The sequence below is a fragment of the Micromonospora sp. NPDC005205 genome, assembly GCF_040608275.1.
Lineage (GTDB): Bacteria > Actinomycetota > Actinomycetes > Mycobacteriales > Micromonosporaceae > Micromonospora.
Genome location: NZ_JBEXHV010000017.1, coordinates 46,805 through 72,897, shown reverse-complemented (window position 1 = coordinate 72,897; position 26,093 = coordinate 46,805). Strand labels below are relative to the sequence as shown.

Here is a 26,093-nt window from a genome sequence, read left to right as displayed (position 1 = left end):
CCGGGGCCCGGCGGCGGCCTCCGCGGGCCGCCGCCGGGCCGCACGTTCAGCCGGCCATGTGCAGGAACGACCACTGGTGCCCGTCGAGGTCCCGGAAGCCGCGCATGTACATCGGCCCGTTGGCCATCCCCGGCCCGAGCGACTCCCCACCGGCGACGGCCGCCTGGTCGACCAGTTCGTCGACCTGCCCTCGGCTCGACGCCGACAGCCCGACGATCACCTCGCGGCTGGTCGACGTGTCCGTGGCGGCGACACCCGTGTACGCCTCGAAACCCGAGCGGAGGTGCAGCACCAGCCGGGTGGTGTCGGAGATGGTGAGCACGGTGCTGTCACCGTCCGGCTGGGCCTGGTCGCTGGTGAAGCCGATCGCCCGGTAGAACTCGGTCGCGGTGGTCAGGTCGCGCACCGGCAGGTTGATAAATGTCATGGTCATCGGTGGTCTCCGTCCGTCTCGAGCAGTGCCTTCAGTGCGGCGAGCCGGTCCCGCCAGTACGCCTTCAGCTCCGCGGCCTGCTCGGCTCGGGTCAGCTTCTCGTGCAGCACGTTGACCCGGGCCTTTGACTCGCCGAGAGCGTCGATGCCGACGACGATCCTGGTGGAGCCCCCGGCCCAGTCGGCCCGGAAGCTGCGCGGCGCGGTGGCGGTGCGGACGCGTACCTCGACGTCGGGCAGCCAGCGGGAGCGTGCCGTCTCGTCGGCGAACGCCTCGAACAGGCGCAGCGCCGGTGCGGCCACCGTCCGGCTCGCGCTGGCCTCGAAGCCACCGCCGCGTCGCTGACCCGGCGCTCGCAGGCCGCGGGCCTGCTCGTACCCGACGGTGATGGTCTGCGCCCACCAGCCCGGCACCCCGTGTTCGGTGGCCAGGTGACGGGCGATCAGGGTGTGCGTCCACTCGGTGGCGGACGTGGCGTCGAGCAGGGCGAACCACTCGTTCCAGCCGCGGCCGGTCCGGGCGCGGATCAGGTCGTCGGCGATCCGCTCGGTCTGCGCAGCGGCAGCCGTGACTGTCGGCTCGGTAGGTGGTGGAGGGGACGCGGCAGTGGACGCCGGCTCGACGGCCCGATTGATCAGGTGCCGGCGGGCGGTGGTGTAACTCTCGCCGGTCTTCTCCATCCGGGCCCGGACCCGGGCCTTGAACGATCTCTGGGTGGTCATCACATGCTCCCGGTCAACGGCACGGTCACCGGGACTCACGCTCCCGCCGACCCCGCCGGAGTGGGGCATGTGGCACCACGTCCCGAGGGCTCCAGGCCCCCTTTTCCTCCGCGTTGCCGGCGGCGTGAGCGCCGGGAGGGAGGTGCGGCGCAGGACTACGCCGACGTCATTCTACTCCCCTGCAGCCGTCAGGGTTGGTCACCGTCGAGGTAGACCCAGCGGCCGTCCTCGCGGACGAACCGGCTGTGTTCGGTCAACGTGCCGGGCCGGCCCGCGTCCCGGTAGTGGGCGTGGAAGGTCACAGTGCCGGCGGTGTCGAGCAGGCCGCCCCGCTCGGTCTCCACGATCTCCAGTTGGGTCCACCGCTGCCCCGGGTCAAGCTCCAGGGAGGCGGGCCGGGTCGAGGAGTGCCAGCTGCGCAGCAGGTAACCCGAGTCGCCGAGGGCGAAGGCGCTGAACCGGGAGCGCATCAACGCCTCGGCCGTCGCCGGGGCGTCGCCGCCGTGCGCCGGCGCGCAGCAGTCCGTGTACGCCCGGCCGGAACCGCACGGGCACGCCCGTCCCGTTGTCGCGTTCGCCCGCCGACGTCCCGCACCCTTACCCACGTCGCCATCCTGCCGCACCCGCTCCAGGGCCTGCGTCAGAGCCCCTGGTCCGCCGCCGTCTGGACCCTGCCTCGGCTCGACCGACGACTGTCGCCGCACAGGGCCTAGTCCAGCGGCACCGGCAGCGGCACCGGACGCTTGGCCACCCGGTCGTCGCCCGACGACTGGCCCCGCAGGTGCCGGGCCAGCCAGGGCAGCAGGTGCCGGCGGGTCCAGGCCAGTTCGGCGCCGAACACCTCGCCGCGGCGCCGCCGGGGTGCCGGCGGCAACGGCCGCGTCCAGGAGTCGTCGAACCCGGGCAGACCCGCCGTGTACGCCAGGGCGGCGGCGATGCGCTCGTGCCCGGCGCTGTTGGCGTGCAGCCGGTCGTCGCTCCACAGCCGCGGATCGGAGGAGACCGGGTGGGCGCCCAGGTCGAGGAGGGTGGCGCCGGTCCGTGCGGTGGCGGCCCTCAGCGCCTCGTTGAGCGCCAGCATGCGACCACGCAGCGGCCGGGCCAACGGCATCACGGGCGCCGGATCCGGCATCGTGAAGGTCAGCACCGTGGCCCCCTGCTCGACCAGTGCCTGCTGCATCGCCGCCACATCCCCGGCGACCTGGTCCGCGTCGAAGGAGGGGCGCAGCACGTCGTTCATGCCGGCGACCACGGTGGCCAGGTCGGGCGCCAGGTCGAGGGCGGGCTGGAGCTGCTCGGCGCGGATCAACGCGGTGGTCCGGCCCCGGATGGCCAGGTTCGCGTATTCCAGACCGCCCTGGGCGCGGGCCACCGCCAGGGCGAACCGGTCGGCCCAGCCCCGGTAGCCACCGATGCCGTCCGGGTCGTCGAGCCCTTCGGTGGTGCTGTCGCCGATCGCCACGTACCGCTGCCACATCACCCGCGCGAGGTTAGCCCTCGGTCAGCTCGGGCGGACCACCGACCTCACAGCCAGCCGGAGCGGCGGAACAGCCGGTACAGGAACAGGGCCGCCGCCGCCATCAGGGTGAGGGCCCCGGCGTAGCCGTAGCGCCAGGCCAGCTCGGGCATGTGGTTGAAGTTCATGCCGTAGATGCCGGCGATGCCGGTCTGGGTGGCTGCGATGGCCGCCCAGGCGGCGATCTTGCGCATGTCGTTGTTCTGCTCGACGGCGAGCTGCGCCAGCCGCGACTGGACGATCGAGGTGAGCAGGTCGTCGTACGCGGCCACCCGGTCCACCGCCCGGCTCAGCCGGCCGTCGACGTCGACGAACCAGCGGTGCAGGGCGCGCGGCGGGCCGTCGGGTTCGAGCAGCGTACGCATCGGCCCCTGCAACGGCAGGACCGCGCGCTTGAACTCCACCACCTCCCGTTTGAGCTGGTAGATGTGCTGAATGTCGGCGGTGCGGTCGCGGGCGAACACCGCCTCCTCGACCCGCTCCAGGTCCCGTTCCACGTGGCCGGCCACCTCGAGGTAGGAGTCGACCATGCGGGCGCAGACCGCGTACGCCACCGCCCACGGGCCGGCTGCCAGCAGCGCGGGGCGGCGCTCGATGTCGGCGCGAACGCTGCGCAGCGCCCCGGCGGCACCGTGCCGCACCGTGATGGCGAAGCGGTCACCGAGCAGCACCATGACGTCCCCGGTGTCGATCACCTCGGAGGTCTCGGTCAGCTCGTCGTGCTCGACGTACCCGGCGGTGCGCAGGACCAGCAGCGTGACCGGCCCGTGGCGCTGCACGGTGGGCCGGTGCCCGTCGGCGAGCGCCTGTTCGACTGTCAGTTCGTCGAGGCCGAAGGTCTGGCCGACTGCGGCGAGCACTGCCGGGCCGGGATCGTGCAGTCCCAGCCACACGAAGGCGTCGCGGCCGTGCCGCGCCCGGGCGTACGCGTCGGCGTAGTGCGGTTGACCGGGTTCCCGGCGGCCCTTGACGTAGACGGCGCAGTCGACCACGGCGTCCGGGTTGGACCGGCGGAGGGTGGGGGAGTCGCCCTCGACCCGTCCGAGCAGTCGACGGGCCAGGGCGCGTACGCCTCGACCGGTCCGGTCCCGTACCGGTCGCTGATCCACCGCGTGCCTCCCCGTCGCCGGCGTACCGTCCCGATCAGGGGATGGTGCCACCGCATTCTGCCGACGAGGGTCCGGCTCCCGACAGCGGGGAGGCGGCGTGGGCGGCGTGGGTGGCTCGGGCAGGCGGTCCGGTTCAGGCGGTGCGGGTGGCGAAGACGACGACGTTGTCGACGTAGTTGCCGGTCGCCGCGTCGAACCGGCCTCCGCAGGTGATCAGGCGCAGCCCGGCGGCGTCCGCCGGGCCGTAGACCAGGGCGGTGGGGAAGTGCTCCTTCGGGTACGCCCGCACGTCGTCCACTGTGAAGGTGGCGACCCGTGCGTCGGCGCGGGTGACCTGCACCTGTTGCCCGGCGCGGAGCCGACCGAGGTCGAAGAAGACCGCCGGGCCGGACGGCGCGTCGACGTGTCCGACCAGGACAGCGTTGCCGGTCTCACCGGGGCTGACCCCGTACCGGTACCAGCCGGCGAGGGTGGGCCGGTCCAGTGGCGGCACCTCCAGCACCCCGGCGGCGTCGGCGCCGACGGGGACGATGTCGGCGCGTACGTCGATGGCGGGGATCTGCACCCGGACCGGCGCGGCGGGTGGCAGCGGAGCCAGGTCCGGTGCGGGGTGGGTGCGGGTCGGCGCGTCGGCCGACGGTTGTGGTGGCCGCGCCGGATCGGCGGTGAGGCCGACGGTGATCAGCCCGAGCCCGGTCACGCCGAGCAGGGCCACCACTGCCGGTAGGGTCCGCCGCCACCGCACGTGTGCACCTCCGCACCGGATTGTCGGGGTGCCCGCGCCGGTGTCACCGGCGCGGGCACCCGTCTCAGGGATGGAACGGTCGCCGATCAGGCGACAGTGGACACCGGACGGCGCCGGCGGATCAGGATCACCGCGCCGGCGAGGGCGGTGCCGAGCAGCGTGCCGCCGGCGGCGAGAGCGCCGGTGTCACGGTTGTCGCCGCCGGAGCCGGCCGGCGCGCCGCCGATCGGGGTGACGGCGAAGGTGGCGGTGCCGGCCGAGCTGCCGTCGCCGCAGGTCGCCGCCACCGTGTACGTGCCCAGGGTGAATCCGGCGGTGAAGAGTTCGGCGCTCAGCCCGCCTCCGGCGGCGGCCGTGGTGGATCGGACGTTCTGGTCGCGGTTGGGGCCGGTGACCCGGAAGAGGGCGTCACCCGACTTCGGGTTGCAGGTCGTCGCGGTGAGCACGACGGTCCCACCGACCGGGGTGGTGGCCGGTGACACAGTGGTGTCGGCCAGTGCGGCGCCTGGCAGCAGGAGCATGCCGAGGCCCACGCCGAGCGCCGCCGAGCAGAGTGCTGTTGAGACCTTCATACGCGTCTTCCCTCACTTTTCGTCCGCTGACTGCGTGGGACGTCGTTCGGGTGGCCAACTCCGTGACTAGCACCGGTGTGCCCAACACTAGGTGGGTTGGGTCCTCGATCAGGTGAAAATGAGAAATCCTCGTTGCCGTCACGTGTCCACCCGAAGGCGGGGAGAGCTGCCGAAAGGCCCGGACGGCCCGACCGGCACCGGTGCTCCGATCGATGTCCATCCGGTCGGGCTGTCGTCGCTGGGCCGATGGCGAGGTATTGCCGGAGACGGCGGAAATGCACCGCCGGGCGGTGCGCCCTGCGCCCTCGGGTCAGCCGGAGGGATAAATCCCCGTGCCGCCCGGGGAGACGCTGGTAGGTTCGCTCGCCGTGACACGGAACGTGGGAGCTGGCCTGGGACCGGTGTTCGCCAAACTCTGGGCGGCGAGCACCCTCTCGGCCCTGGGCAGCGGCCTGGCCACCGTCGCAGCGCCGCTGTTCGTCGCGTCGCGTACCGACGACCCGCTCGTGGTCGCCGGAGCGTCCGCCGTGGCGTGGCTGCCGTGGCTGCTCTTCGCCCTGCCCGGCGGGGTGCTCGTGGACCGGATGGACCGGCGCCGCCTGATGATCGTCATCGACCTGGTCCGGGTGGTCGCGCTCGCCGTTCTGGCCACGGCGATCCTCAGCGGCAAGGGCGGGGTGGTGCTGCTGTTCGCGGTGCTGTTCCTGGTCAACACCGGTGAGATCGTGTTCCGCGCGGCGAGCCAGGCCATGGTTCCGGTAGTGGTGCCGCGGCACCGCCTTGAGCGCGCCAACGGATGGCTCAGCGGCGGCGCCACTCTCATGCATAGCATGCTCGCCGGTCCGCTCGGCGGTTTCCTGTTCGCGCTCTCGGCGGGCAGCCCGTTCCTGGTCAACGCCGTCACGTACGCCCTCAGCGCCGTACTGGTGGCGCTGATCGGCGGGGACTTCCGGGCCGCCGTCGGCGACACGCACGCACGCCGTACCCGCTCGATGGGCGGCGAGATCGTCGAAGGCCTGCGCTGGCTGGCCAACCAGCGGCTGCTGCGCACGATGGCCCTGCTGATCGGTCTGCTCAACGTGACCCTCACCGCCGCGCTCGCGGTGCTGGTGCTGCTCGCCGGCGAGCGGCTTGGCCTCGGATCCGTCGGCTACGGCCTGCTCTTCACCTGCATGGCCACCGGTGGGGTGCTCGGCGCCCTCCTCGGCGACCGGATCATCGCCCGGATCAGCGCCACCTGGACGATCCGGATCGGCCTGCTCGTCGAGGCGGGGCTGCACCTGGCGTTGGCCGCGTCCCGCAGCACCATCGTGGTCGGGTTCGCGCTGTTCGCCTTCGGCGTGCACGGCGGGCTGTGGAACATCGTGTCGAACTCACTGCGCCAACGCCTCACCCCAGCGAACCTGCAGGGCCGGGTGGCCAGCACGAACCTCTTCGTGGCGGCGGGCGGCAACTGCGTGGGCGCACTGCTGGGCGGGCTGCTGGCCGCCCGATTCGGCATCACCGCGCCGTACTGGGTCGGGTTGGTGGTGGCGATCGGCGTCTCCGCCGCCACCTGGCGGGTCTTCAACCGCGCCGCGGTCGCGCGCGCCTATGCCGACCCGCCCCCGGTCGAGTCGCCCGCGCCGGTGGCCTGAGCGCCGTGGCGGCCCATCGGGTGGTGGCGCGCGTCGGTGTGGCAGCGTGGTGCGGGTGACCGACTCCGCGCCGCTCGACGTCGACCTCGCGCTGCTCGGTGGCGGCGGCGCCGCCTCGTTGCTGCTCGCCGCACTGGACCGCCACGGCGTCCGAGATCTGCGGGTCGCCATCGTCGACCCGGTGCGCCGACGCGGTCAGGACCGCACCTGGGCGTTCTGGGGTCACCCCGACGGCGACCTGGACCCGTTGCTCAGCGCGAGCTGGCAGCAGGTCGAGGTGGCGACGGCGGCGCGACGCCGCGTCCTGGACCTCACCCCGCTGCGGTACGCCATGCTCCGCTCCGGCCCGGTCTACGACCGGGCTGCCGAAGCCGAGCGTCGCCTCGACGCCAAACGGATCGTCGCGCCCGCCGAGACGGTGCGTGACGACGGCGACCGGGTGCTGGTGGGCACCGGCGACGGGCGCGGCGTACGGGCCGGCTGGGTGCTCGACTCCCGCCCCCGCCCGCCGGCACGAGCGGGGCGAACCACCTGGTTGCAGCACTTCCGGGGGTGGTGGCTGGAGGCTGACCGGCCGGTGTTCGACCCGACCAGTGCGGTGCTGATGGACTTCCGCACCCCGCAGCCGCCCCGGGGCGTCTCCTTCGGTTACGTGCTGCCGGTGAGCGACCGCTACGCCCTGGTCGAGTACACCGAGTTCTCGCCGGACCTGCTCACCGACGCCGGGTACGACGCGGCGTTGGCCGGCTACCGGGATCTGCTCGGACTGGACCCGACCGGGCTGCGGGTGCGCGAGGTGGAGAACGGGGTGATCCCGATGACCGACGCGCCGTTCCCCGCCCGGCCCACCCCCCGCGTGGTCCGGCTCGGCACGGCCGGCGGCGCGACCCGCCCCTCCACCGGCTTCACCTTCTCCGCCATGTACCGCCAGGCCGACCAGGTGGCCCGCGCCCTCGCCGCGGGCGGCGCTCCGGTGCCCGAGCCGGCGTACCCGCGCCGGCACCGCTGGATGGACGCGGTGGCGCTGCGCGCGCTGGACCGGGGCGGGGTGGGCGGTCCTGATTTCTTCGATCGGCTCTTCGACCGCAACCCGGCCGAGCGGGTGCTGCGCTTCCTCGACGGCGGCACCACTCCGGCCGAGGAGGTCGCCATCATGAATTCGACCCGGCTGTTGCCGATGATCGCCGCGACCGCCGGCGACGCCGCAGACCGGGTCCGCGACCGGCTGCGCCCCACCCGGCCGGCGCCGGCCATCCCACCCGCGGTGGTGGGTTCGACGCCGACGGCTCGGCGCGCCGGCCCCCCGAGCGGGGAGGACGACGTCCGCTCCCGGTAGGTTGCCGGGCATGGTGGACGCGGCGGCCGGCAGGGGCGTGCAGATCTGGACCGACGGGGCGTGCAGTGGCAACCCCGGTCCGGGTGGTTGGGGTGCGCTGCTGCGCTACGGCGATCACGAGCGGGAGCTGTGCGGCGGTGAGGCCACGCCCACCACCAACAACCGGATGGAGCTGATGGCGGCCATCCAGGCGTTGGAGAGCCTGAACCGGCCGGTCACCGTGGAGCTGCACACCGACAGCACGTACGTGCGCAACGGCATCACCAGTTGGCTGGCGTCGTGGAAGCGCAACGGTTGGCGGACCGCCGCGAAGCAGCCGGTGAAGAACGCCGACCTGTGGCAGCGGCTGGAGGCGGCCTGCGAACGGCACGAGGTCACCTGGCTGTGGGTCAAGGGGCACAACGGCCACCCGGAGAACGAGCGGGCCGACGGGCTCGCCAACAAGGGCATGACCGAGGCCCGGGGCGCGCTGACCAGCCGCTGATCCCGGGTCAGCGGGCCGCGTCGGGGTGCCCCGGCATGCTGGAACCGCCGCCGCTGCTGCCGGATGAACCACCGGCGACGCCCGAGTTGTCGGGCTCGGTCACGATGTCCGGCCGGACGTCGGTGTCCGCCGGTGCGGGGACCTCGGTGTCCGCCTCGACCTGCACCAGTGGCACCTGGCCGGCTTCGTCCTCACTGTGCTGCGGGTCGCCCGGCAGCTCACCGTCACGCTTTCGGTAGCCCACGCCGTGCCCCCCGTCGATGCCGGTTCACGTCGGCGCTGGCTACCCGGCGTCGTCCCGGCCGAAACCTCGCGGTCAGCGACGCCGGCCCCGTAGGGCGGGTGCGGGAGACCGGGCGGGCTGACGGACCGGGGTGAGCGGCAGCGCCGTCCAGTGCGCCGGCCGGGTGAGCGTCGGTGGCAGGCCCGTGTGGGTGTCGCCTCGGGCGGCGTCCAGCTGGGTCTGGTGCAGGAAGAGCGTGCGCCGCAGGTCCGCGCCCCGCAGGTCGGCCCCGCGCAGGTCCGCACCGGTGACGTCGGCCAGACCGAGGTCCGCTCCGCGCAGGTCGGCGCCGATGAGCAGCGCCCCGCGCAGGTTGGCCCGGCGGAGATCGACGCGGCGCAGGTCCACCCCGAGCAGGTGCGCGCCCCGCCGGTCGGCGCCGCCGGGGGCGCGGGCCACGTCGCCGGCCCGGGACAGCAGCGGGTTGACCCGGTTGCGTTGGTCGGCGACGTTCACCGCGCGAAGTTGCGCCGGGTCACCCTCGATGAGCGTCAGCGTCTCGGCGCGGGCGCGTTCCAGCTCGGCGCGCAGGTCGGCCGGCGGGCGCAGCGCCACCGCCTCGGTGAGGTACCAGAGCAGTTCGTGCAGCGGTCGCAGCACCGCGAACGCCTCCGCCATCGCCGGCAACGTCTCCGGCGCGTCCCGCCAGTCCCGCCCGCCGAAGGTCACCTGGGCGACCTGCTGCCCGGCCCCGAAGCAGTCGAACACCGTGCAGCCGGGAAAACCACGCTGCCGCAGCTCGGTGTGGATGCCGCAGCGGTGGTCGGGGCGCAGGTTGGGGCAGGGCGAGCCGGCCGGCTTGTCGATGGCGAAGTCCGCCGACGCGGCGAAGGCGGGCACCACGCAGCACAGCCCGAAGCAGCGTCCGCAGTCGGCGCGCAGCTGCGCCGCCCCGGACGGCGGTGCGGTGCGGTGCGACACGCCGACGGTCCTCCTGGCGATCAGGGTGGACCACCATTGTTTCGTGTGTCGAAACCACAGGTCGGTCGGGGGTCACCGTGCGTGTGTGTCGCCGGCCGGCGCGGTGCGGGGCGCCGGGGTACGGGCATCGCCCGGTGGCGGCACGAGCCGGCGGACGTCCCGCTCGCCGTCGTCGTGCCCGTACTTCTGGTCGAAGTGCCGTTTCACGACGGCGACCGGGGTGCGGTCCTCGTCGGCGGGCTCGGCCAGGGCGAACACGCCGGGCGTCGCCCCGGGCGCGCGGGGCGGCAGCACGGCTCGCACCGTCAGCGGACCGGTCACCCGGAACCCCCGGCAGTCGACGTAGTGCTGCCCGTCCACCGTCACGAACGGCACGCGTACCTCGACCACGTCCGACTCGTCGTGGCGCAGCGTGACCATGACCGACCAGTACCGCTCCAGGTCGAGGGTGGCCTGCTCGTGCTCCCACAGCTCCTCGAACCGGGCGTGCACGAACCCGCCCCACGGGCTGTCCATGTCCACCTCGAGCTGCGGCACGTTGAACGACAACTTCCCGATCGGGAAGAACGAGATCAGCGCCCGCCCGTCCCACTGGTAGAGCTGGATCGACGGAGACGCGTCGTAGAGCCGGACCTGAAGGCGGTGGCGCAGCCGCGAGTCGAGCGCGTCGGCGAACGCGGCCAGGTGGCGCAGGTTGGTGCGGATCTGCCGGGGCACGTCCACCCGTTGCCGTTCCAGCTCCTCGGAGCGTTGCTGGGCGGCGGTGCAGTCGGGGTCGAGCAGGAGCAACTGCACCTGGGCGCCGTTGGCGAGCGCCGCTCGCACACCGCTCAGCGTCTCCTCCCGGTGCCGTTGCTCCAACAGGATCGTCCAGGTGTCGAGGATGCGCACCCGACGCCCGGAGCGGTGCAGCCGTGTCACGAACGCCTGCTGGTCGAAGCTGAGGTGCTCCTGCACCCGCGCCTTGCGGGCCTCCTCGAACAACGGGTCGAAGATGACGTACGAGATGGCCGCGAGGACCACGCTGGCCCCGAGGTTGAGCAGCAGGTCGCTGAGGAAGCCGGTGCTGCGCCAGGCGGCCAGCAGCATGACGACGGCGATCGCGAAGAGCGCCCCACCGACGACGAAGGCCCGTCGTTGCCGCCCGCCCCGACCAGCCCACCCGAGCATTTCGCCGCTCGGACCCGATCCACCGCTCATAGGCTGACGGTAACGGAGTCGTGCGACCACGGAGGGTGGCGGGGTGGACGAGAGTGAACGCGAGCAGGCGCTTCTCACCGTCCTGACCACCGAGCACTACGCGTTGCAGACGTCCCGCGCCGGCACCATCGCCGAGGCCACCGGTCGCGCCACCATCTTCCTGTCCGTCCTGTCGGCGGCGCTGATCGGCCTCGGCTTCGTCGCCAGCAACGACAGGCTGGTCCGGCCGTACCTGGCCGCGGTGCTGCCGACGCTTGTCATCATCGGGGTGCTGACGTTTCTGCGCCTGGTGGAGACCACCGTGGAGAACTCGTTGGACCTGCTGCGGATCCAGCGCATCCGGGCCTATTACCACCATCAGCTCGCCGGCGAGCACGACTTCTTCGCCGACGCGGTGGGGGCCGACGACGCCATGAGCACGGCGTGGAACCTGGTCGGCACGCGTCCCGGGCGGTGGGAGTTCCTGCTGACCACGGCCGCACTCGTGGGCGCGGTCAACGCCGTTCTGAGCGGTCTCGGCATCGCCCTGGTGGCCTCGACCGTCGGTGCCGGGGGCGTGTGGACGGTCCTGGTCGGGGTGCTGGTCGCGGTGGTGGCGTTCGGTGTGCAGTTCGTCTACATCCTCCGGGCGTCGGCCGCACGGATGCGCTGACGGCCCGCCGGTGCCACTGAGGTCGATCGCCAGCGCGGCGGCGTACGGTCGGCTGATGCGGATCATTCGGTTCACGCACGCCTGCGTGCGCGTCGAGCACGACGGCGGGGTTCTGGTCGTCGACCCGGGGACGTGGAGCGAGCCGCGGGCCCTGGTCGGCGCGGACGCCGTCCTGGTCACCCACGAGCACACCGACCACATTGACGTGTTGCGGCTCGCCGGTCTCGGTGTCCCCGTGTACGCGCCGGAGGGAGCCCGACTGCCGGATCTCGCCCCGCTACCGGTGACCCGGGTCCGTGCGGGCGAGCGATTCACGGCGGCCGGCATTCCGGTCAGCGCGCACGGCGGCCGGCACGCCGCGATCCACGAAGGGCAGCCCGACTGCCCGAACCTCGGCTACCTGATCGGCAACGAGCTGTACCACCCGGGCGACGCCCTGCACGTGCCGGACGAGCCGGTGCGCACCCTGCTCGTCCCGGCCCAGGGGTCCTGGCTGCGCCTGGACGAGGCGATCCGCTTCGCCGGCGCCGTGGGCGCGGCGGCGGCGTATTCGATCCACGACGCGCAGCTCAACGACCGTGGTCTGGCCAGTGTCGCGGGTTGGTTCGCCGAGACGATCCCCGGCTACCGTCACGTGCTGCCCGGCGACACCGCCTGACCCCGGTCGTCATCCGCCGCCGCGGTGCGGAAACGCGGCGCGGCGGCGGTGAGCACCGCGGCGGTCGTCGGGGCGGACCACACCTCGGTCAGCTCTGTCACGAGGTCGGCGACCAGCCGGGTCACGGCCGGCTCGCCGCCCGGGTGCAGCGCCTCGGCGACGATCAGCACCGACGAGGTGCCCGCCCGCACGGCCGACCAGCCGCTCTGCCGGTTGGTCCATCGTCGGGCGTGGGCCCGCCCGGCGGAGTCGACGAAGGTCACCTCGCCCGGTTCGGGATGCTCGGTGTCGCCCGCGAAGCTCAGGTACGCCTCGTTCCCGTGTGCCGGCCGGACCACCAGGTCGCCGTCGACCCGGTCCAGGTCGAGCGCCGCGACCGGGATGGCGTACGCGGCCGAGACGGCGTTGCAGAGATCGACGAGCGGGTGCACCCGGGGCAGTTCGCCGTCGAGGCGCAGCCGACGCAGCAGCGCCTCGGAGGCGCACCGGTACCTGGTGGGCCGCAGCCCCATCGCCGCGTACGCCCGCCGCCACGCCTGGATCTCCGGGAACCCGCTCTCGGCCCCACCGGCCAACCGCCGCCGCGCCTCGCCGAGGTGGGCGGCCGTGCGTGCCGCCACGTCGGCGGTGGCGGTGATCCCGGCGACCTGCACCACACCAGCGACCAGATCGGGGTACGCGTCGCGAAGCCGAGGAGAATGTTCGAACTGCACTGTGCTCCTATCGTTCGGTGAGGGCGAGGGTCACGCCGAGCGCGACGAAGGTGCCGGCGGCGGATCGGCGCAGCCAGTCGGTGACCCGGGGGCGGGTCAGCACCCGGTCGCGTACCCGGGCCGCGAAGATTCCGTAGCCGCTGAACACCACCATGGTGAGCAGCATGAACACCGCGCCGCAGCCGAGCATCGCCCGGGTCGAGCCCGGTGCCGTGGTGTCCACGAACTGCGGCAGGAACGCGACGAAGAACATCGTCGGCTTCGGGTTGAGCAGGTTGACCAGCACCCCGGAGACGATCACCCGGATCGCCGAGCGGGGTGGGGCGTCGGTGGTCACCGCGAAGGCGTCGCGGTCCCGCGCCATGGACCAGGCCAGGTAGAGCAGGTAGCCGACGCCGAGGTAGCGGACGGTCTCGAACGCCACGGCGCTGGTCTGCATCAGCGCGGCCAGCCCGGTCATCGCGGCCAGCAGATGCGGCAACGTTCCCAGGGTGCAGGCGAACGCGGCCAGCACCCCGGCCCGCGCGCCCCGCGACAGGCCGGCGGAGAGCGTGAAGATCACCCCGGTGCCGGGGGTGACCACCACGATCAGCGTGGTGATCAGGAACGGGATGGTCACGATCGTCCTCCGGCGGAGTCGGCAGGTCTGGCTCCTGCTCACTCTGCTGCCACAATGGTCCGATGGGCAGAGCCAAACCGACTGCGTCCGAGAGGTCCATATCGGCCGGCTCCGACTTCCTGCACCTGACCATCACCGACGCGACGCCGGGCGGGCGCGCCGACTGGCTGACCGACCAGCTGCGGCAGGCCATCGCCGAGGGGCGGGTGCCGGTCGGTGACCGGCTGCCTCCGACCCGGGTGCTCGCCGCCGACCTCGGTGTCTCCCGCGGCGTGGTCACCGAGGCGTACCAGCGCCTGACCGAGGAGGGGCACATCGCCGGCCGGGGCCGGGCCGGCACTGTCGTCGTCGCCGCGCCGGCCGCGCCCACATCCACAGCGACCGCGGCGCCGGCACCGGTCACGACCTTCCCGCCGGTACCGGGCACCGACATCTTCGAGGCGTTACGCGCGGCGCACGCGTCGATCGACCTGACGCCCGGCGTACCCGATCTGGCCGCCTTTCCCCGCGCGGACTGGCTGCGTGCCGAACGGAGCGTGCTGCGCCGCCTCGCCGCAGCCGACCTCGGCTACGGAGACCCCTGTGGCACGCCCGTGCTGCGACAGGCCGTCGCCGCCTGGCTGGCCCGCAACCGCGGCATCAGCGTCGACCCCGCCGAGGTGATCATCGTGGCCGGCGTCTCCCAGGCGCTCGGGCTGCTCGCCCAGGCACTCGCCGCTGCCGGCGTCGCCAGGATCGCCGTCGAGGACCCGGGCTCGCTCGGGGTACGCCAGCACCTGAACAACTGGCGGATGGACACCCCGCCGATCAGCGTCGACGACGCCGGGCTGCGGATCGACGAGTTGATCGCCAGCGGCGTGCCGGCGGTGATGCTCACCCCCGCGCACCAGTTCCCGACCGGCGTGGTGCTCGACGGTGACCGCCGCCGCCAACTCGTCGCCTGGGCGCGGGCCGGCGGATTGATCATCGAGGACGACTACGACGCCGAGCACCGCTACGACCGCCCTCCGGTGCCGGCCCTGCGGGGTCTGCTGCCCGAGCAGGTCTGCTACGCCGGCAGCGTGTCCAAACTGCTGGCCCCCGCCCTGCGGGTCGGCTGGCTGCTCGTGCCGGCGCGGCTGCGCGAGGCAGTGGTGGCCGCCAAGCGCAACGCCGACCTGGGCAACGCCGTGCTACCGCAACTGGTGCTGGCGGAGTTGATGACCTCCGGCGCCTTCGAGCGGCATCTGCGGCTGCTGCGCCGGCGACACATCCGCCGGCGGGACGCCATGATCGCCGCGCTGGCCCGCGCGTTGCCGTCGGCGACAGTGCACGGCGCCGCCGCCGGGCTGCACCTGATGATCACGCTGGACGACACCGTTGCCGACACCGAGTTGACGGCGGCGACGCTGGCACTCGGGGTGAAGGTGCAACCGCTGTCCTGGCACTGCCAGCGGCCGTACCGGCCCGGCCTCGTGCTCGGCTACGCGGCCCGTACTCCCACCGAGATCGAGGCCGGCGTCGCCGCCGTCGCCGCCGCGCTCGCCCGCGCGGCGCCGTCGGCCTCGACCTCGGTCAGCGCTTGACGTCGTAGATCACCTTGAGGATCCCGTTCGGGTAGCTCTCCGACTCCCGCAGCGTCAGCATGTGCTTGTCGCGGTCGGCCCGGCCGAACAGGCCCTTGCCGGCACCGAGCAGCACGGGGAAGACGAGCAGGTTGTACCGGTCGATCAGCCCCTCATCGGACAGCCGCCGGGCCAGCTCCGCGCTGCCGTGGATGAAGATCGCCCCGCCCTCACCCTGCTTGAGCGCGGCGATGTCCCCGGTCGAGCGCAGGATCGTGGTCGGCCCCCACCCGTCGACGAGCGCGTCGTCGGACAGCGTGCTCGACACCACGTACTTGGGCAGCTCCTTGTAGTCGGCGTGGTCCTCCGAACCGGGCCAGACCCGCGCGAACGCCTCGTAGCTGCGGCGGCCGAACATCAACGCCGTCGTGTCGGCGAGCTCCTCGCCCTTCAGCGACCAGGCCTCCGGGACGAACTCGAGATCCTTGAACACCCAACCGCCGCTGCGGTGCTCCTCACCCGGCCCGCCGCCGGGCGAGTCGACGACGCCGTCGAGCGACATGAAACCGGTGTAGACCAGGTCACGCACTGTGTTGTCTCCTCAGGCTTGGAAGCAGGCTGCCGGGTTCACGCTAGATCGCTGACGCGGCGCTGTCTTGGACGGAAGCGACAGCCGGTCCGAACGCGCCGCCGGATCTGGTGGTGCCGCGATCAGGCTCCGGCCGACCGGGCGGATCCTCAGCCCAGGAACAGCTGGACGAGGACCAGCACGGCGAGCAGCGCCGGCCCCCGTGACCCCTGACGCATCAGGTCGACCGGGATCATCCCGAAGGGTGTGTTCACCGTCGCGCCGCCGTAGTCGATCGGCGGGCGGGTGCCGGCCCGGAACGCGGCGGCCACCACCCCCAGCGCCAGCGTCGGCGCCAGCCAGGGCGGCCCCGGGTGGACTGTCGGCAGGGTCAGCAACCACCACACTCCCGCGCCGACAGCCGGCACCACCACGTGGATCCCGCGCAGCAGGTTGTCGCTGCCACCGAGCGCCCGGCGCAGGCCGGGGGAGCGACTGACCGACCGCAGACCACCGGTCAGCCGATTGGCGGCGAGGTACGCGAACACCACCTGCGCGGCACCGGCCAACCCGGGCAGGGCGAGCGCGGCAGCGTACTGCACCCCGATCAGCGCCGCCCAGATCAGCACGGCGCTCGGGTGGCGGCGCAACCGGCGTACGTCGGCCTGCAACAGCGCCCACCAGCCGGGGCCGGGCCGGAACCGGCGGCTGCGAACCCGGCCGATCCGGCGCCAGCGGCGGCTCTCCACCAGGCCGGCGAGCAGGCTCGGATCCAGCAGGATCGTGGCCGTGGCGGCGGCGTTGGCGAACTGCGCGCCGGTGGTCAGGGTGGCCCGGTCGACCCGGGGCAGCGCGCGTACCGCCAGGATCACGCCCACGCCCACGAGCGGCACCGCGGCGGCGAACAACGCGACGGTCGGCGTCGTCGCCGGCCGGGACAGCCCGTCGCCGAGGCGACCGACGAGCACCACCAGGGCGGTGATCACGGCCGCCGCCACCATCGGCACCGCCCCGACCACCGTCGGCCAGCGCCGCCCCGACCGACTGCCCTGGGCGACGACGCTGAGCGCCAGCGCGGCCGCGCCCCACCCCGCGCCGGCCGCCGCCGCCCAGCCCAGGGCGGACGGTTCGCTGACCCCACCGAGCGCCGCCACCGCCACTCCGAGCGCAGCGGTGCCGGCCGCCGAGCCCAGCAGCAACAGGACGAAACGCGGCGCCAGCCAGGCCCGTCGGCCGATCGGCGCGCTGGTCGCCCAGCTCTGCGTCGCCGGCGTGACCAGCAGCGGGCCGAGCGCGCGCAGACCACGCCAGGCCAGCCCCGCGCCCGCCAGCAGCGCGGCGACCGCCAGCCACCATCGCACGCCCGGCTCGGCCTGACCCACTGTGGGGGAGTCCAGCAGGTCACGGCTGGCGCTGATCGCGAACCAGCCGTACATGCCCACGAACAGGACCATGACGTACGCGTCGCCGAGCACGTCACCGAGGGAATGGTCGTGGTGCCGGCTGCGTGCCTTACGCAGGTGCGTTCGCACCTGCCGGGCGGTCGGCACCCCGACCGGCGTGTCGGCGATCGTGGCCGGCGCGGCGGTCACTTGCCGATCTCGATGCGCTCGTCGACCACCGCGTCGATCAGCTCCGGGTCGTGCGAGGCCAACAGCACGGCAGTGCCCGCCGCCCGTTCCCGCAGGAGTCGGTCGGCGAGCCACTGTCGCCCGCGGACGTCGAGCCGCTGCTCGGGCTCGTCCAGGATCAGCACCCGGCGGGGCCGGACGAAACAGGACGCCAGCGCCAGCCGGCGGCGCTGCCCGCTGGACAGCGTCACCGGCAGCTGGTCGCGGGCCGGCTCCAGACCCAACTCGGCGAGGACCTCCTCGACCGGCTCGGCGTCACCCCCGTGGGCGTACGCGACCAGCTCCAGGTGCTCGACCACCGACAGGTCGGGGAAGAAGTCGATGTCGTCCAGGGCGGCGGCCACCAGCGCCCGCACCTGAGGATCGGTCTCGTCGGCCCGGCGGCCCTGCACCAGCACCTCACCCGCGTCCGGCCGGTCAGCGCCGACGACACACCGCAGCAGGGTCGTCTTGCCGCTGCCGTTCGGGCCCAGCACCACCGCGATCCGGCCCGCCGGGAGCGTGAAGCTCACCTCGTCGAGCACGACCAGGTTGCCGAAGTTGCGACTGAGTCCCCGTACCGAGAGCGCGTCCACGATCACAGAGTCTCCCAGAGCCACGCCACCGACCAACCCGAGCGACCTACGTCACCCGGCCGTCGGCGTCGTTGTCCAGTCGGGCGTCGGCGGCGGCCAGCCCCTGGGCGTCGGCGACCTCCTCGGCCACGGCCGCCGCGTCCGCCCAGTGCCGCCGCGCGTCGGCCTGGTCGCCCAGCGCGGAGCAGGCGTCACCCAGGTAGAGCAGGGTACGCGCCAACCCGGCCGTCGGCCGCGTCTCCTCGCGCAGCCGGCGGCTCTCGGCCAGCAGCTCGTACGCCGTGCGCGCCTGCCCGGGGGTGCTGCTCAGCAGCGTCGCCCCGGCGTTGAGCAGCGCCGTCGCCCGGCTGGTCGGGTCGTTGACGGACTCGTACTCGCGCAGTGCGGCCCGCCACGCCTGGGCGGCGTCCAGGTGCTCGCCGAGCGCCGCGTGCACCAGAACCAGGTTCGTCAGGGCCGCCGCGTACCCGCGCGCGTCACCCACCGACCGGAACGTGTTGGCCGCCCGCACCAGGTGGTGGTGTGCCGTGTCCGGTTCGCCCCGGGCCAGTTGGGCCGCGCCCAGGCCCAGCTCGGTGAGGGCGTGCCCGGCCCGGTCGGCGCCGGAGCGGTGTCGGCGCGACATTTCCAGGTGCTCCACCGCGTCGTCGAGCTGCCCCAGGTCGAGCAGGGCCAGACCGAGGTTCATCCGCGCCTGGGCGTTGCCCCGCCGCCCCCGCTCGTTGACGGCGAGGGTGAGCGCCGCCGCCGCCCCCTGCGGGTCGTGCCGGCGTCGACGCAGCACCCCCAACTCGTTGTGCGCCCACCCGGCGATCTCCGGACGGTCGTCGGCGGTCGGGGTGGCCAGCACGGTGCGGCAGACCTGCTCCCACTCGTCGAGCCGCTCGGCGTACGCCAGCCACCCGCACAGCGCCACCGCCAACCGGAACCACCACCGGCGCACCCGCCGGGGCAGGGTCTCCTTCGCGCCGGCCGGCACCCGCACCACCGCCAGCAGCAGCTCCTGGTGCAGGTCGAACCAGCCGTACGGGTCGTCGTCCAACGGCAGCGACCACTCCCGGTCGGGTGAGGAGCCGAGCACCGCCAGGTTGGCCGCGTGCCGTTCGGCCCGACGGGCCAGGTGCCGGGTCAGCCGGGCCTGCGCGGCGACCCGGGCCCGGACCGGATCCGCGTCCCGCAGGTGCAGCCGGGCGCTGCCGGCCAGCAGGGGGCGGATCTCGTACCGGTCGCCGGGCGCGCCGACCACGAACGCCGCCGCGGCCAACCGGTCGAGCAGTGCGGTCACCAGCTCGGGGTGTCGTCCGGCCAGCGCGGCGATGCTGGGCCGGTCCACCGGGGCGGGGACCAGCGACATCAGCCGGTACAACCGTCGGGCCTGGCGGGGCAACACCCGGTACGCGATGTCCCGTTCGGTGACCAGGCGGGCCGCCGGTGAGACGGCGAGCCGCTGGTGCGGTGGCGTCTGCACCGCGCGGCGCAGCGCGTCCAGCACGTCGGAGTGCCGCCAGCCGTGCTGAGCGGTGCGGTAACCGAGCGCCCGGACGGTACGCGGTTGCCGCCCGCACAGGTCGACGATCTCGCGTACCGCCGGGTCGGTGCGTGGGTCGGCGCGACGGACCCGGGCGGCGGGCGCGGCCCCACCCGCCGTCGCGAACAGCTCCACCGCCTCGGACGTGCCCGGTTCGGCGATCCAGTGCGCGACCACACCCTCCAGACCTACCAGCGCCGGACCACCGGCGAGCAACAGGCGGCAGGTGCGCGCGGTGGGCGGCAACAGAGGCCGCACCTGGTCGGGACGGTCGACGTTGTCCAGCACCAGCACGATCTTGCGACCGTCGAGCTGACCGCGCAGCGCGTCGGCGGCGGCGGCGAGCGCGTCCGGCCGGCCGGAGGTCGGCGGGGCGGTGCCCAGGATCCGGGCCAGCGCGGTGAGCACCTGCCGGGCCGTGCGGGGTCGGCCGCGCCGCCGCAGGTCCAGGTAGTACTGACCGTCGGGGAAATCCTCCCGGCACTCGTTCGCGGCCTGCACAGCGCACGCGGAGGTGCCCACCGCACGCCGGCCCAGAACCGCCACCGCGTGCTCCCGGGCGAGCAGACCGACCAGGGCGTCGACGTGCTCCTCACGACCGGTGAACTCGGCCGTGTAGGGCAGGTTGGGAGCCCCGGCGGCCGGGGTGGTGAGCACCTCCGTCGGCTCGGGGTCGACCTCCCGGCCGGTCCGGCGGCGGCGCACCTCGTACACCACGTAACCGACGACGCCGCCGGAGGCCAGGACGATGGTCACCGGCCCGAGCACGCTGGCCGCCAGCTCGGAGAGGACATTGCCGGCCAGGTTGCTGGCCACGTTGGCGAGGACGCTGCCGACCACGCCGCCGATCGCGATCAACGCCGGCCAGCGTGAGCCGCCGCGCGCACCACCCGGCCCGGTCACCGCACGCCCCCGGAGACGAGCCCGGCGACCAGGTGCCGCCGCGAGAGGACCACCAGCACCACCGGCAGCACCGAGGCGAGCACCGAGCTGGCGGCCAGCGCGCCACTGTTGCTCACGAAACTGCGGGTCTGCTCGGCCAGGAACGGCCCGAGCGGCGAGGACCCCGACGCGCTGAACAGCCGCCCCACCACCAGGTCGTTCCAGACCTGGACGAACTCCAGCACGGACACCGCCACCACCGCCGACAGGTTGTGCCGGGCCAACCGGCGCAGTGTGTGCCACCACCGACGTCCGCCCAACCGGGCGTCGCGGACCTGCTCCACCGGCAGGTCCGCGAACGCGTTGCGCAGCACCAGCACCGCGAACGGCACGCCCAGCGCGATGTGCACCAGGGCCAGGCCCTGGGCCGTACCGGAGGAGAGCACCAGGCCCAGCACCTCGTTGACCGGCCCGGCGATGACCTGGATCGGCACGACGCTGGCCGCCAGCAGCAGCAGCCCGGTGGCCTGCGCGGCCGGCCCGGTCAACCAGGCCAACGGGTACGCGGCCAGCAGCGCCACCACCAGCACCGTGGCGGTCACCGCGGTGGCCAGCAGCAGGGTGAAGCCCAGCGTGCGCCACAGCTCGGTGCCCGTGATCAGGTCGCGGTAGGACTCGCCATTCGGCGGCGCTGACCACCAACCGCGAGCGGCCGCGTCCACCTGGCCGTGGGCCGACGTGGCGACCAGCACCACCAGCGGCACCAGCCAGGCGATCGCGGCACCCGCCGCGAGCAGCCGGAACACCCGTCGGGGCGGGGCGACCGGGGCGGGCTCCGGTGCCGCCTCGACGCGCGGCGGGGGCCAGGCCTGCCGGACGAAGAGCGCGGCCACCATGATCCCGCCGATCACCGCCACCAGCCACACCACGCCGAGCGCGGCGCCGTCGCCGGTGGTGGTGCCCCCGGACGTCTGCCAGATCCGCAGCGCCAGCACCGAGGCCTCGTCGCGGACCGAACCGGGGGTCATCACCAGGATGAGGTCGAACGTGCGGCTGGTGCCCACCGCCACCAACGCGAAGACCACAGCGGTCGTACGCAGCAGCAGTGGCCGCCACTGCGCGTCCCACAGCACGTGGCGACGCGTACCGCCGTAGGCGCGGACCGCGTCGGCGAGGCTCGGCGGCACCGCGTCCAGCGCGGAGCGGAAGACCAGCACCGCCAACCCGACCCAGGCCCAGACGAACGCCGACATCAACGCGACGGTGACCATTCCCGGCCCGAGCAACTGCGGGGCGTCCTCGACCGGGCGGCCGGCCAGCCGGGTCGCGACCAGGGTGGCCAGCCCTCGGCTCGGGTCCGGGTCGTACATCAGCCGGAAGGTGACCCCGGTGACGACCAACGGCAACGCCACCGGCACCAGGAGGATCAACCGGACCAGGCCGCCCTCCTGGGAGCGGCGGGACGCGGCGGCGAGCAGATAGCCCAGTGCCGTCACCACCGCCGGCACCAGCAGCGCCCAGAGGACCGTCCGACCGACCACCGCGCCGGTGCCCGGGGCGGCGAGCGCGGTCCGGAAGTGCGCCGCACCGACCCAGCGACCGTCGGTGGTGACGCTGGCGTGCAGGGTCCGCAGCACCGGCCACAGCACCAGCCCGCCGAGCAGCACCGCGGCCGGCAGCAGCAGGGCCGACGTGGCCCCCGCCGCCGGATAGGCCCGACCGCGCCGGGCTGGACCGACGTCGTCGAGGACCGCCAGCTCGCCGAGGACCCGCACCTGGCTCATCGGCCGCCCCCCGCGCTGCGGGCCGCCGCGGCGAGCAGGCCGGTGGCCCGGCGGATCGCCTCGCCGGCGCGGACCCCGTCGGTGACGTCGGCGAAGAAGCCCTGCATGATCCGCCAGATGCCGACCCCGTCCGAGCCGGTGAACGCCCCGCGCAGTTGGTCGGAAAGGTCGAAACGCAGGGTGCCGGGGGCCCGCATCTCCGTGGCGAGCTGCTTGCCGACGCCGTCGGTGTAGCTGGTGATCGAGACGTTGGTGTTGGGCGACAGGTAACCGCCTTCGCGTAGCCACGGCTGGAACGAGTCGGCCCTGGCCAGCCATTCGACCAACTCGACCCCGCCCCGGGCGTCGGCGAACGCCACTGCCGCGTCCCCACCGACGATCAGGGGACCCCCGCCCGGCTGGGTGCCCGGGAACCGGAACGTGACAGGTGCCTCCGGGCCGCGCCGGAACGGACGAACGACGTCGGCGGTGAAGTCGGCTCCCAGGAGCATCACCGCCCGCTTCGTGTGCACCACCTGGATCACCGACTCCTCGTACTGGGTGAGCAGGGCACGACGACCGCCACCGACGAACGCGCCACCGATGCTCCACAGCCCGGCGAGGCGGTCCAGGGCGTCGCGTACCGGCGTGTCCTGCCAGTCGGCACCCTGTTGGGCGAGGGCGTAGTAGCTCCCGGGTGCCATGTCGGCCAGAACGTTCTCGAACCAGTCGGTGAGCACCCAGCCGTCCGCGGCGCCGATGGCCAGGGGCGCCGGACCGCCGTCGCGTCGGGCACGCGCGGCCAGCTCCCTGGTCTGGTGGAGCAGTTCGTCCCAGGTGGTCGGCGGCGCGGGCAACATGGAGGGCAGGTGCCAGACCAGCGACTTGTGTGCCGCCTTGACCCAGACGCCGTAACGTTCGCCCTCGGTCATCAGCAGATCGCTCAGCTCGACGCGCACGGCATAGTCGGTGGACGGGCGCACCGGGCTCAGCCAGCCGCGCTGGGCGTACTCGGTGACCAGGCCGGGGCGCGGCAGGATCGCCACGTCCGGGATGGTGCCGGCGAGGTGTCGGGCGCGCAGGAACGCGTCGATGTCGTTGCCGGCGCTGATCACCTGCACCGGGGCGGGGTAGCCGGCGACGACCTCGCGGAACCGGTCCAGCTCGCTCGTGCTCCACACCACGGCGACCTGCACCGACCGGGTTCCGCCGGAGCAGCCGGCGGCCAGGGCGGTGGCGCCCGCGGCGGCGGCGCGCAGCAGCGTACGGCGACCCACCCGGGCGGCCGGCCTCATCGGGCCGCCTCGCTCGGCTCGGTGACCAGCTCGTGCCGCACCGGTATCTCGGCCAGGGTGGCCGGGTCGGCGGTGCAGACCAGCACCGCCACCCCGGGGGCGTCCGGCGGCGAGAGGCGAGGCATCAGATCACCGAGGCGGCTGTCGCCCGCCGAACCGGCCGGCAGGTCGACCACCAGCACCTCCGGCAGGCAGGCCGCCGCTCGGGCGAGCGCCACCCGGAACCGCTGGGCGTCGGAGATCTGGTGCGGCAGCAGGGCGAGGGAGAGCGCCAACTCGAGCCGGTCGACCACTGTGGCCGTCCAGTCGTTGGCCACCTCGTGCACCCGTTCGCGTTTGCGCTGGCCGTACTCGATGTTGCGCCGCACGGTGAGCTGCGGCAGCAGCGCGCCACCGGCGGGCACGTAGCCGATCTGCCGGCGCGGCGGCGGCAGGCTGGTGACGTCCCGGTCGCCGACGAGGACGCGGCCGGTCACCGGCGGGGCCAGCCCGGCCAGCACCCGGGCGACCGCCGTGCCGAACCGGGGCGGCGCCACCAGGGCGGCGAGTGTGCCGGCGGGAACGTCGAGGGTCACCGGCCCGGTGCCGGGGACGGCGACCAGTGCGCGTAGCCGTAACGTGGCCCTCACCTCCGGTGACCATTGATGACCGTCCCAGGGTGGCATACCGTGCCGACAACCGACGCCCCCGACCTTTCCACTGTGGAGACGGTCGGGGCTGTTCAGGCGGGGGAGTAGAGCGCGGCGAGCCCGGCCGCCGTGGCGGCCAGCCGTTCGCGCAGCGCCACCGGGGTCAGTACCTCGACGTCGGCACCGAGGCGCAGCAAATCACCGTGGGCGTGGGTGAGCGACTCGATGGGCAGCACCGCTGTCACCCACCCCCGCGCGTCCGGTGGCCCGGCGCTGGTGTCCATCGCTGTCACCACCGGATCGCTGCCGATCTCGCGCAACCGCTCCCGCCCGGCGGGGGAGAGCCGGACGTGGGCCTCGTCGCGGTGCAGTCGGGCCCGGAACTGCACCACGTGCGCCCGCCACCAGGACGGCAGGTCGAAGTCGTCCGGGCGGTCGAACTCCTGCGCCAGCGGGGTCAACGCGAGGATCTGGTTGACCCGGTAGGTCGCCGGCGCGCCCCGGCCGGGCTGGTCGGCCACCACATACCAACGGCCGCCCTTGAGGACCAGGCCGTACGGCTCCAGGACCCGGGTCACCTCGCCGTTCCAGCCGCGGTAGCGCACCTCGACGCGGTGCTGGCGCCAGACCGCCTCGGCCGTGCGGGCCAGCTCGGGGGAGGCGTCGCCGTCGGCGTACCACCCGGGAGTGTCCAGGTGGAAGCGTTGTTGCAGTCGGGTCGCCCGGTCGCGCAGCGGCGCGGGGAGCGCGGCGTGCAGCTTGAGTTGCAGCGCCGCCACCACGTCGCCGTAGCCCAACTCGTCGGCGGGGCCGGGCAGACCGGCGAGGAACAGCCGGTCGGCCTCCTCGGCGGTCAGCCCGGTCAGTCGGGTCCGCCAGCCGTCGACCAGTTGGTAGCCGCCGGCGTGCCCGGCCTCGCCGTAGAGCGGGATGCCGGCGGCGTGCAGCGACTCGACGTCCCGGTAGATGGTGCGGGGGGAGACGGCCAACCGCTCGGCGAGCTGCGCGGCGGTCAACCGCCCGTGCGACTGGAGCAGCAGCAGGACGGAGAGAAGTCGAGAGGCCCGCACTTCACTGACACTAGTTGTCAGGGGACCCGTCCTACCGTCCCGGCATGGCATTTCGCGACAAGGAACTACGAACGCCCGGGCCAGTGCTGATCGGCGGCCGGCAACTCAAGCGCTACCACATGGACCAGCCGGAGCGGCCGATCGAACCCGAGGTGGAGAGGGCCGCGTACGACCTGCTGCCCGACCTGCTGGCCGACGTCGTCGACGACGGCACCCCGGCCGCCGGGTGGGTGGTGCTGCACCGGGGCGCGGACACCGGCGCCTATCTGCTGGCGTACACCTGGGTGTGGGACAACGCGCTGGAGATCCGTGTCGCCGCGGCCGGGCAGCCGGCGCTGGACTGTCCCGACGACGACCCGGCACACTTCGTCCACCTACGCCGCCCGGCGGTGGGCTGCGTCTGGGAGTTGGCGGTTCTGGAACACGAGCGGGCCGCCTGGGTCCGGCACATGCTGCTGCCGGAGAGTCCGAATCTGACCGAATATCTGCGTGACACGCGAGCGGAAGGGCCGGTGGGCCGCTGATGGGCGACTTCGACTTCTTTGTGGGCACCTGGAACGTCGTCAACCGGCGGCTGCGCAAGCGGCTGGTCGGCTCCGACGAGTGGGAGGAGTTCCCCGGGGTGTCGGTAGCGCACGGCTTCTTCGCCGGCGGCGGTCACTTCGACGAGATCACCTTCCCGACCAAGGGATCCGCCGGCGCCACGATCCGGGTCTTCGATCCGGCCCGGCAGGAGTGGTCGATCTACTGGACGAGCAGCGACACCGGGGTGCTGGGGCTGCCGCCGATGGTGGGCCGCTTCGTCGACGGGGTCGGCCACTTCTACGCCGACGACCAGCACGAGGGGCGTCCGGTCCGGTGCCGGTTCATCTGGTCGGGCATCAGCGCGACCACCGCCCGGTGGGAGCAGGCGTTCTCGGTCGACGGCGAACAGACCTGGGAGACCAACTGGATCATGGAGTTCACCCGAGCATCGGACTAGTGGTCTCGCGCTGACGTCCGGTGGGT

28 protein-coding genes are annotated in these 26,093 nt (G+C 73.6%); 8 read left to right on the top strand and 20 right to left on the bottom strand.

Annotated features, from left to right (window positions below; translation table 11 throughout):
- Positions 1 to 46: 46 nt before the first annotated feature.
- The 7 genes from ABZU43_RS26005 to ABZU43_RS25975 form a co-directional block, all read right to left on the bottom strand.
- A complete protein-coding gene (locus tag ABZU43_RS26005) occupies positions 47 to 433 on the bottom strand; it encodes a VOC family protein (RefSeq protein WP_355009081.1) in 387 nt (128 codons plus the stop codon).
- On the bottom strand, positions 430 to 1,155 hold the full coding sequence (locus ABZU43_RS26000) for a hypothetical protein (protein WP_355009080.1): 726 nt from the start codon (positions 1,153 to 1,155) through the stop codon (positions 430 to 432). Before ABZU43_RS26000 ends, ABZU43_RS26005 begins: the two co-directional genes overlap by 4 nt.
- A 188-nt stretch (positions 1,156 to 1,343) precedes the next feature.
- Positions 1,344 to 1,760, bottom strand: coding sequence for a YchJ family metal-binding protein (locus ABZU43_RS25995; protein WP_355009079.1), 417 nt, complete (start codon positions 1,758 to 1,760; stop codon positions 1,344 to 1,346).
- Positions 1,761 to 1,864: 104 nt separating this feature from the next.
- Positions 1,865 to 2,632, bottom strand: a complete 768-nt coding sequence (locus tag ABZU43_RS25990) for an SGNH/GDSL hydrolase family protein (protein ID WP_355009141.1) — start codon at positions 2,630 to 2,632, stop codon at positions 1,865 to 1,867.
- Positions 2,633 to 2,679: 47 nt separating this feature from the next.
- Positions 2,680 to 3,780, bottom strand: coding sequence for a magnesium and cobalt transport protein CorA (locus tag ABZU43_RS25985; RefSeq protein ID WP_355009078.1), 1,101 nt, complete (start codon positions 3,778 to 3,780; stop codon positions 2,680 to 2,682).
- A gap of 133 nt (positions 3,781 to 3,913) precedes the next feature.
- Positions 3,914 to 4,525 (bottom strand): class F sortase, encoded by a 612-nt coding sequence (locus ABZU43_RS25980; protein ID WP_355009077.1) that lies wholly within the window; start codon positions 4,523 to 4,525, stop codon positions 3,914 to 3,916.
- An 86-nt stretch (positions 4,526 to 4,611) separates the two neighbouring features.
- Entirely contained in the window at positions 4,612 to 5,097 is a 486-nt protein-coding gene (locus tag ABZU43_RS25975; protein WP_355009076.1) for a hypothetical protein, read from the bottom strand.
- Positions 5,098 to 5,465: 368 nt separating this feature from the next.
- Here ABZU43_RS25975 and ABZU43_RS25970 point away from each other — a divergent pair, with 368 nt between their 5' ends.
- Genes ABZU43_RS25970 through rnhA form a run of 3 tightly spaced genes read left to right on the top strand, consistent with a single transcriptional unit; the run spans position 5,466 to position 8,554 of the window.
- Positions 5,466 to 6,734: an MFS transporter gene (locus ABZU43_RS25970; protein ID WP_355009075.1), complete on the top strand. Its 1,269-nt coding sequence runs from the start codon at positions 5,466 to 5,468 to the stop codon at positions 6,732 to 6,734.
- 55 nt (positions 6,735 to 6,789) lie between these two features.
- Positions 6,790 to 8,070: a lycopene cyclase family protein gene (locus tag ABZU43_RS25965; protein ID WP_355009074.1), complete on the top strand. Its 1,281-nt coding sequence runs from the start codon at positions 6,790 to 6,792 to the stop codon at positions 8,068 to 8,070.
- Between the two features lie 10 nt (positions 8,071 to 8,080).
- The gene (rnhA, locus tag ABZU43_RS25960) at positions 8,081 to 8,554 is read left to right on the top strand and encodes a ribonuclease HI (RefSeq protein ID WP_091406604.1); all 474 of its coding nucleotides are present in this window, start codon (positions 8,081 to 8,083) and stop codon (positions 8,552 to 8,554) included.
- Positions 8,555 to 8,561: 7 nt separating this feature from the next.
- Here rnhA and ABZU43_RS25955 read toward each other — a convergent pair whose 3' ends face one another.
- From ABZU43_RS25955 to ABZU43_RS25945, 3 genes are all read right to left on the bottom strand, one after another.
- Positions 8,562 to 8,798, bottom strand: a complete 237-nt coding sequence (locus ABZU43_RS25955; RefSeq protein ID WP_355009073.1) for a preprotein translocase YidC — start codon at positions 8,796 to 8,798, stop codon at positions 8,562 to 8,564.
- Between the two features lie 72 nt (positions 8,799 to 8,870).
- Complete coding sequence (locus tag ABZU43_RS25950) at positions 8,871 to 9,758, bottom strand: pentapeptide repeat-containing protein (protein WP_355009072.1); 888 nt, start codon at positions 9,756 to 9,758, stop codon at positions 8,871 to 8,873.
- Between the two features lie 72 nt (positions 9,759 to 9,830).
- Entirely contained in the window at positions 9,831 to 10,958 is a 1,128-nt protein-coding gene (locus ABZU43_RS25945; protein ID WP_355009071.1) for a DUF5919 domain-containing protein, read from the bottom strand.
- Positions 10,959 to 11,001: 43 nt separating this feature from the next.
- Between ABZU43_RS25945 and ABZU43_RS25940 the strand changes: the two genes are divergently transcribed.
- Both ABZU43_RS25940 and ABZU43_RS25935 read left to right on the top strand, forming a co-directional pair.
- Positions 11,002 to 11,610, top strand: a complete 609-nt coding sequence (locus ABZU43_RS25940; protein ID WP_355009070.1) for a hypothetical protein — start codon at positions 11,002 to 11,004, stop codon at positions 11,608 to 11,610.
- Between the two features lie 55 nt (positions 11,611 to 11,665).
- A complete protein-coding gene (locus tag ABZU43_RS25935) occupies positions 11,666 to 12,268 on the top strand; it encodes an MBL fold metallo-hydrolase (RefSeq protein ID WP_355009069.1) in 603 nt (200 codons plus the stop codon).
- Here the strand turns inward: ABZU43_RS25935 and ABZU43_RS25930 are convergent.
- The gene (locus tag ABZU43_RS25930) at positions 12,241 to 12,981 is read right to left on the bottom strand and encodes a phenylalanine--tRNA ligase beta subunit-related protein (RefSeq protein WP_355009068.1); all 741 of its coding nucleotides are present in this window, start codon (positions 12,979 to 12,981) and stop codon (positions 12,241 to 12,243) included. The two genes, ABZU43_RS25935 and ABZU43_RS25930, sit on opposite strands and share 28 nt — an antisense overlap.
- A 7-nt stretch (positions 12,982 to 12,988) precedes the next feature.
- Positions 12,989 to 13,600: a LysE family translocator gene (locus ABZU43_RS25925; protein WP_355009067.1), complete on the bottom strand. Its 612-nt coding sequence runs from the start codon at positions 13,598 to 13,600 to the stop codon at positions 12,989 to 12,991.
- Between the two features lie 62 nt (positions 13,601 to 13,662).
- Here ABZU43_RS25925 and ABZU43_RS25920 point away from each other — a divergent pair, with 62 nt between their 5' ends.
- Entirely contained in the window at positions 13,663 to 15,165 is a 1,503-nt protein-coding gene (locus tag ABZU43_RS25920; RefSeq protein WP_355009066.1) for a PLP-dependent aminotransferase family protein, read from the top strand.
- Here ABZU43_RS25920 and ABZU43_RS25915 read toward each other — a convergent pair.
- From ABZU43_RS25915 to ABZU43_RS25880, 8 genes are all read right to left on the bottom strand, one after another.
- Positions 15,155 to 15,733 (bottom strand): dihydrofolate reductase family protein, encoded by a 579-nt coding sequence (locus ABZU43_RS25915; RefSeq protein ID WP_355009065.1) that lies wholly within the window; start codon positions 15,731 to 15,733, stop codon positions 15,155 to 15,157. The two genes, ABZU43_RS25920 and ABZU43_RS25915, sit on opposite strands and share 11 nt — an antisense overlap.
- Positions 15,734 to 15,882: 149 nt before the next feature.
- The gene (locus ABZU43_RS25910; RefSeq protein ID WP_355009064.1) at positions 15,883 to 17,304 is read right to left on the bottom strand and encodes a DUF6297 family protein; all 1,422 of its coding nucleotides are present in this window, start codon (positions 17,302 to 17,304) and stop codon (positions 15,883 to 15,885) included.
- Positions 17,301 to 17,924, bottom strand: a complete 624-nt coding sequence (locus ABZU43_RS25905) for an ABC transporter ATP-binding protein (protein ID WP_112602474.1) — start codon at positions 17,922 to 17,924, stop codon at positions 17,301 to 17,303. The genes ABZU43_RS25910 and ABZU43_RS25905 overlap by 4 nt, the downstream gene beginning before the upstream one ends.
- Before the next feature lie 40 nt (positions 17,925 to 17,964).
- Complete coding sequence (locus ABZU43_RS25900; protein WP_355009063.1) at positions 17,965 to 20,304, bottom strand: tetratricopeptide repeat protein; 2,340 nt, start codon at positions 20,302 to 20,304, stop codon at positions 17,965 to 17,967.
- Between the two features lie 41 nt (positions 20,305 to 20,345).
- The gene (locus ABZU43_RS25895; RefSeq protein WP_355009062.1) at positions 20,346 to 22,112 is read right to left on the bottom strand and encodes a hypothetical protein; all 1,767 of its coding nucleotides are present in this window, start codon (positions 22,110 to 22,112) and stop codon (positions 20,346 to 20,348) included.
- A complete protein-coding gene (locus tag ABZU43_RS25890) occupies positions 22,109 to 23,386 on the bottom strand; it encodes an extracellular solute-binding protein (protein ID WP_355009061.1) in 1,278 nt (425 codons plus the stop codon). Before ABZU43_RS25890 ends, ABZU43_RS25895 begins: the two co-directional genes overlap by 4 nt.
- Complete coding sequence (locus ABZU43_RS25885) at positions 23,383 to 24,015, bottom strand: ATP-binding cassette domain-containing protein (protein WP_355009060.1); 633 nt, start codon at positions 24,013 to 24,015, stop codon at positions 23,383 to 23,385. The genes ABZU43_RS25890 and ABZU43_RS25885 overlap by 4 nt, the downstream gene beginning before the upstream one ends.
- 92 nt (positions 24,016 to 24,107) lie before the next feature.
- Complete coding sequence (locus ABZU43_RS25880) at positions 24,108 to 25,085, bottom strand: WYL domain-containing protein (protein WP_355009059.1); 978 nt, start codon at positions 25,083 to 25,085, stop codon at positions 24,108 to 24,110.
- Positions 25,086 to 25,129: 44 nt separating this feature from the next.
- Between ABZU43_RS25880 and ABZU43_RS25875 the strand changes: the two genes are divergently transcribed.
- Positions 25,130 to 25,609, top strand: coding sequence for a hypothetical protein (locus ABZU43_RS25875; protein WP_355009058.1), 480 nt, complete (start codon positions 25,130 to 25,132; stop codon positions 25,607 to 25,609).
- Entirely contained in the window at positions 25,609 to 26,067 is a 459-nt protein-coding gene (locus ABZU43_RS25870; protein WP_355009057.1) for a hypothetical protein, read from the top strand. The genes ABZU43_RS25875 and ABZU43_RS25870 overlap by 1 nt, the downstream gene beginning before the upstream one ends.
- Positions 26,068 to 26,093: the final 26 nt, after the last annotated feature.

Bases quoted from the DNA above. Each gene is read 5' to 3' on its own strand.
- ABZU43_RS26005 (WP_355009081.1), bottom strand. From the start codon at position 433: ATGACCATGACATTTATCAACCTGCCGGTGCGCGACCTGACCACCGCG.
- ABZU43_RS26000 (WP_355009080.1), bottom strand. From the start codon at position 1,155: ATGACCACCCAGAGATCGTTCAAGGCCCGGGTCCGGGCCCGGATGGAG.
- ABZU43_RS25990 (WP_355009141.1), bottom strand. From the start codon at position 2,632: ATGTGGCAGCGGTACGTGGCGATCGGCGACAGCACCACCGAAGGGCTC.
- ABZU43_RS25975 (WP_355009076.1), bottom strand. From the start codon at position 5,097: ATGAAGGTCTCAACAGCACTCTGCTCGGCGGCGCTCGGCGTGGGCCTC.
- rnhA (WP_091406604.1), top strand. From the start codon at position 8,081: ATGGTGGACGCGGCGGCCGGCAGGGGCGTGCAGATCTGGACCGACGGG.
- ABZU43_RS25945 (WP_355009071.1), bottom strand. From the start codon at position 10,958: ATGAGCGGTGGATCGGGTCCGAGCGGCGAAATGCTCGGGTGGGCTGGT.
- ABZU43_RS25935 (WP_355009069.1), top strand. From the start codon at position 11,666: ATGCGGATCATTCGGTTCACGCACGCCTGCGTGCGCGTCGAGCACGAC.
- ABZU43_RS25920 (WP_355009066.1), top strand. From the start codon at position 13,663: ATGGGCAGAGCCAAACCGACTGCGTCCGAGAGGTCCATATCGGCCGGC.
- ABZU43_RS25895 (WP_355009062.1), bottom strand. From the start codon at position 22,112: ATGAGCCAGGTGCGGGTCCTCGGCGAGCTGGCGGTCCTCGACGACGTC.
- ABZU43_RS25890 (WP_355009061.1), bottom strand. From the start codon at position 23,386: ATGAGGCCGGCCGCCCGGGTGGGTCGCCGTACGCTGCTGCGCGCCGCC.
- ABZU43_RS25875 (WP_355009058.1), top strand. From the start codon at position 25,130: ATGGCATTTCGCGACAAGGAACTACGAACGCCCGGGCCAGTGCTGATC.
- ABZU43_RS25870 (WP_355009057.1), top strand. From the start codon at position 25,609: ATGGGCGACTTCGACTTCTTTGTGGGCACCTGGAACGTCGTCAACCGG.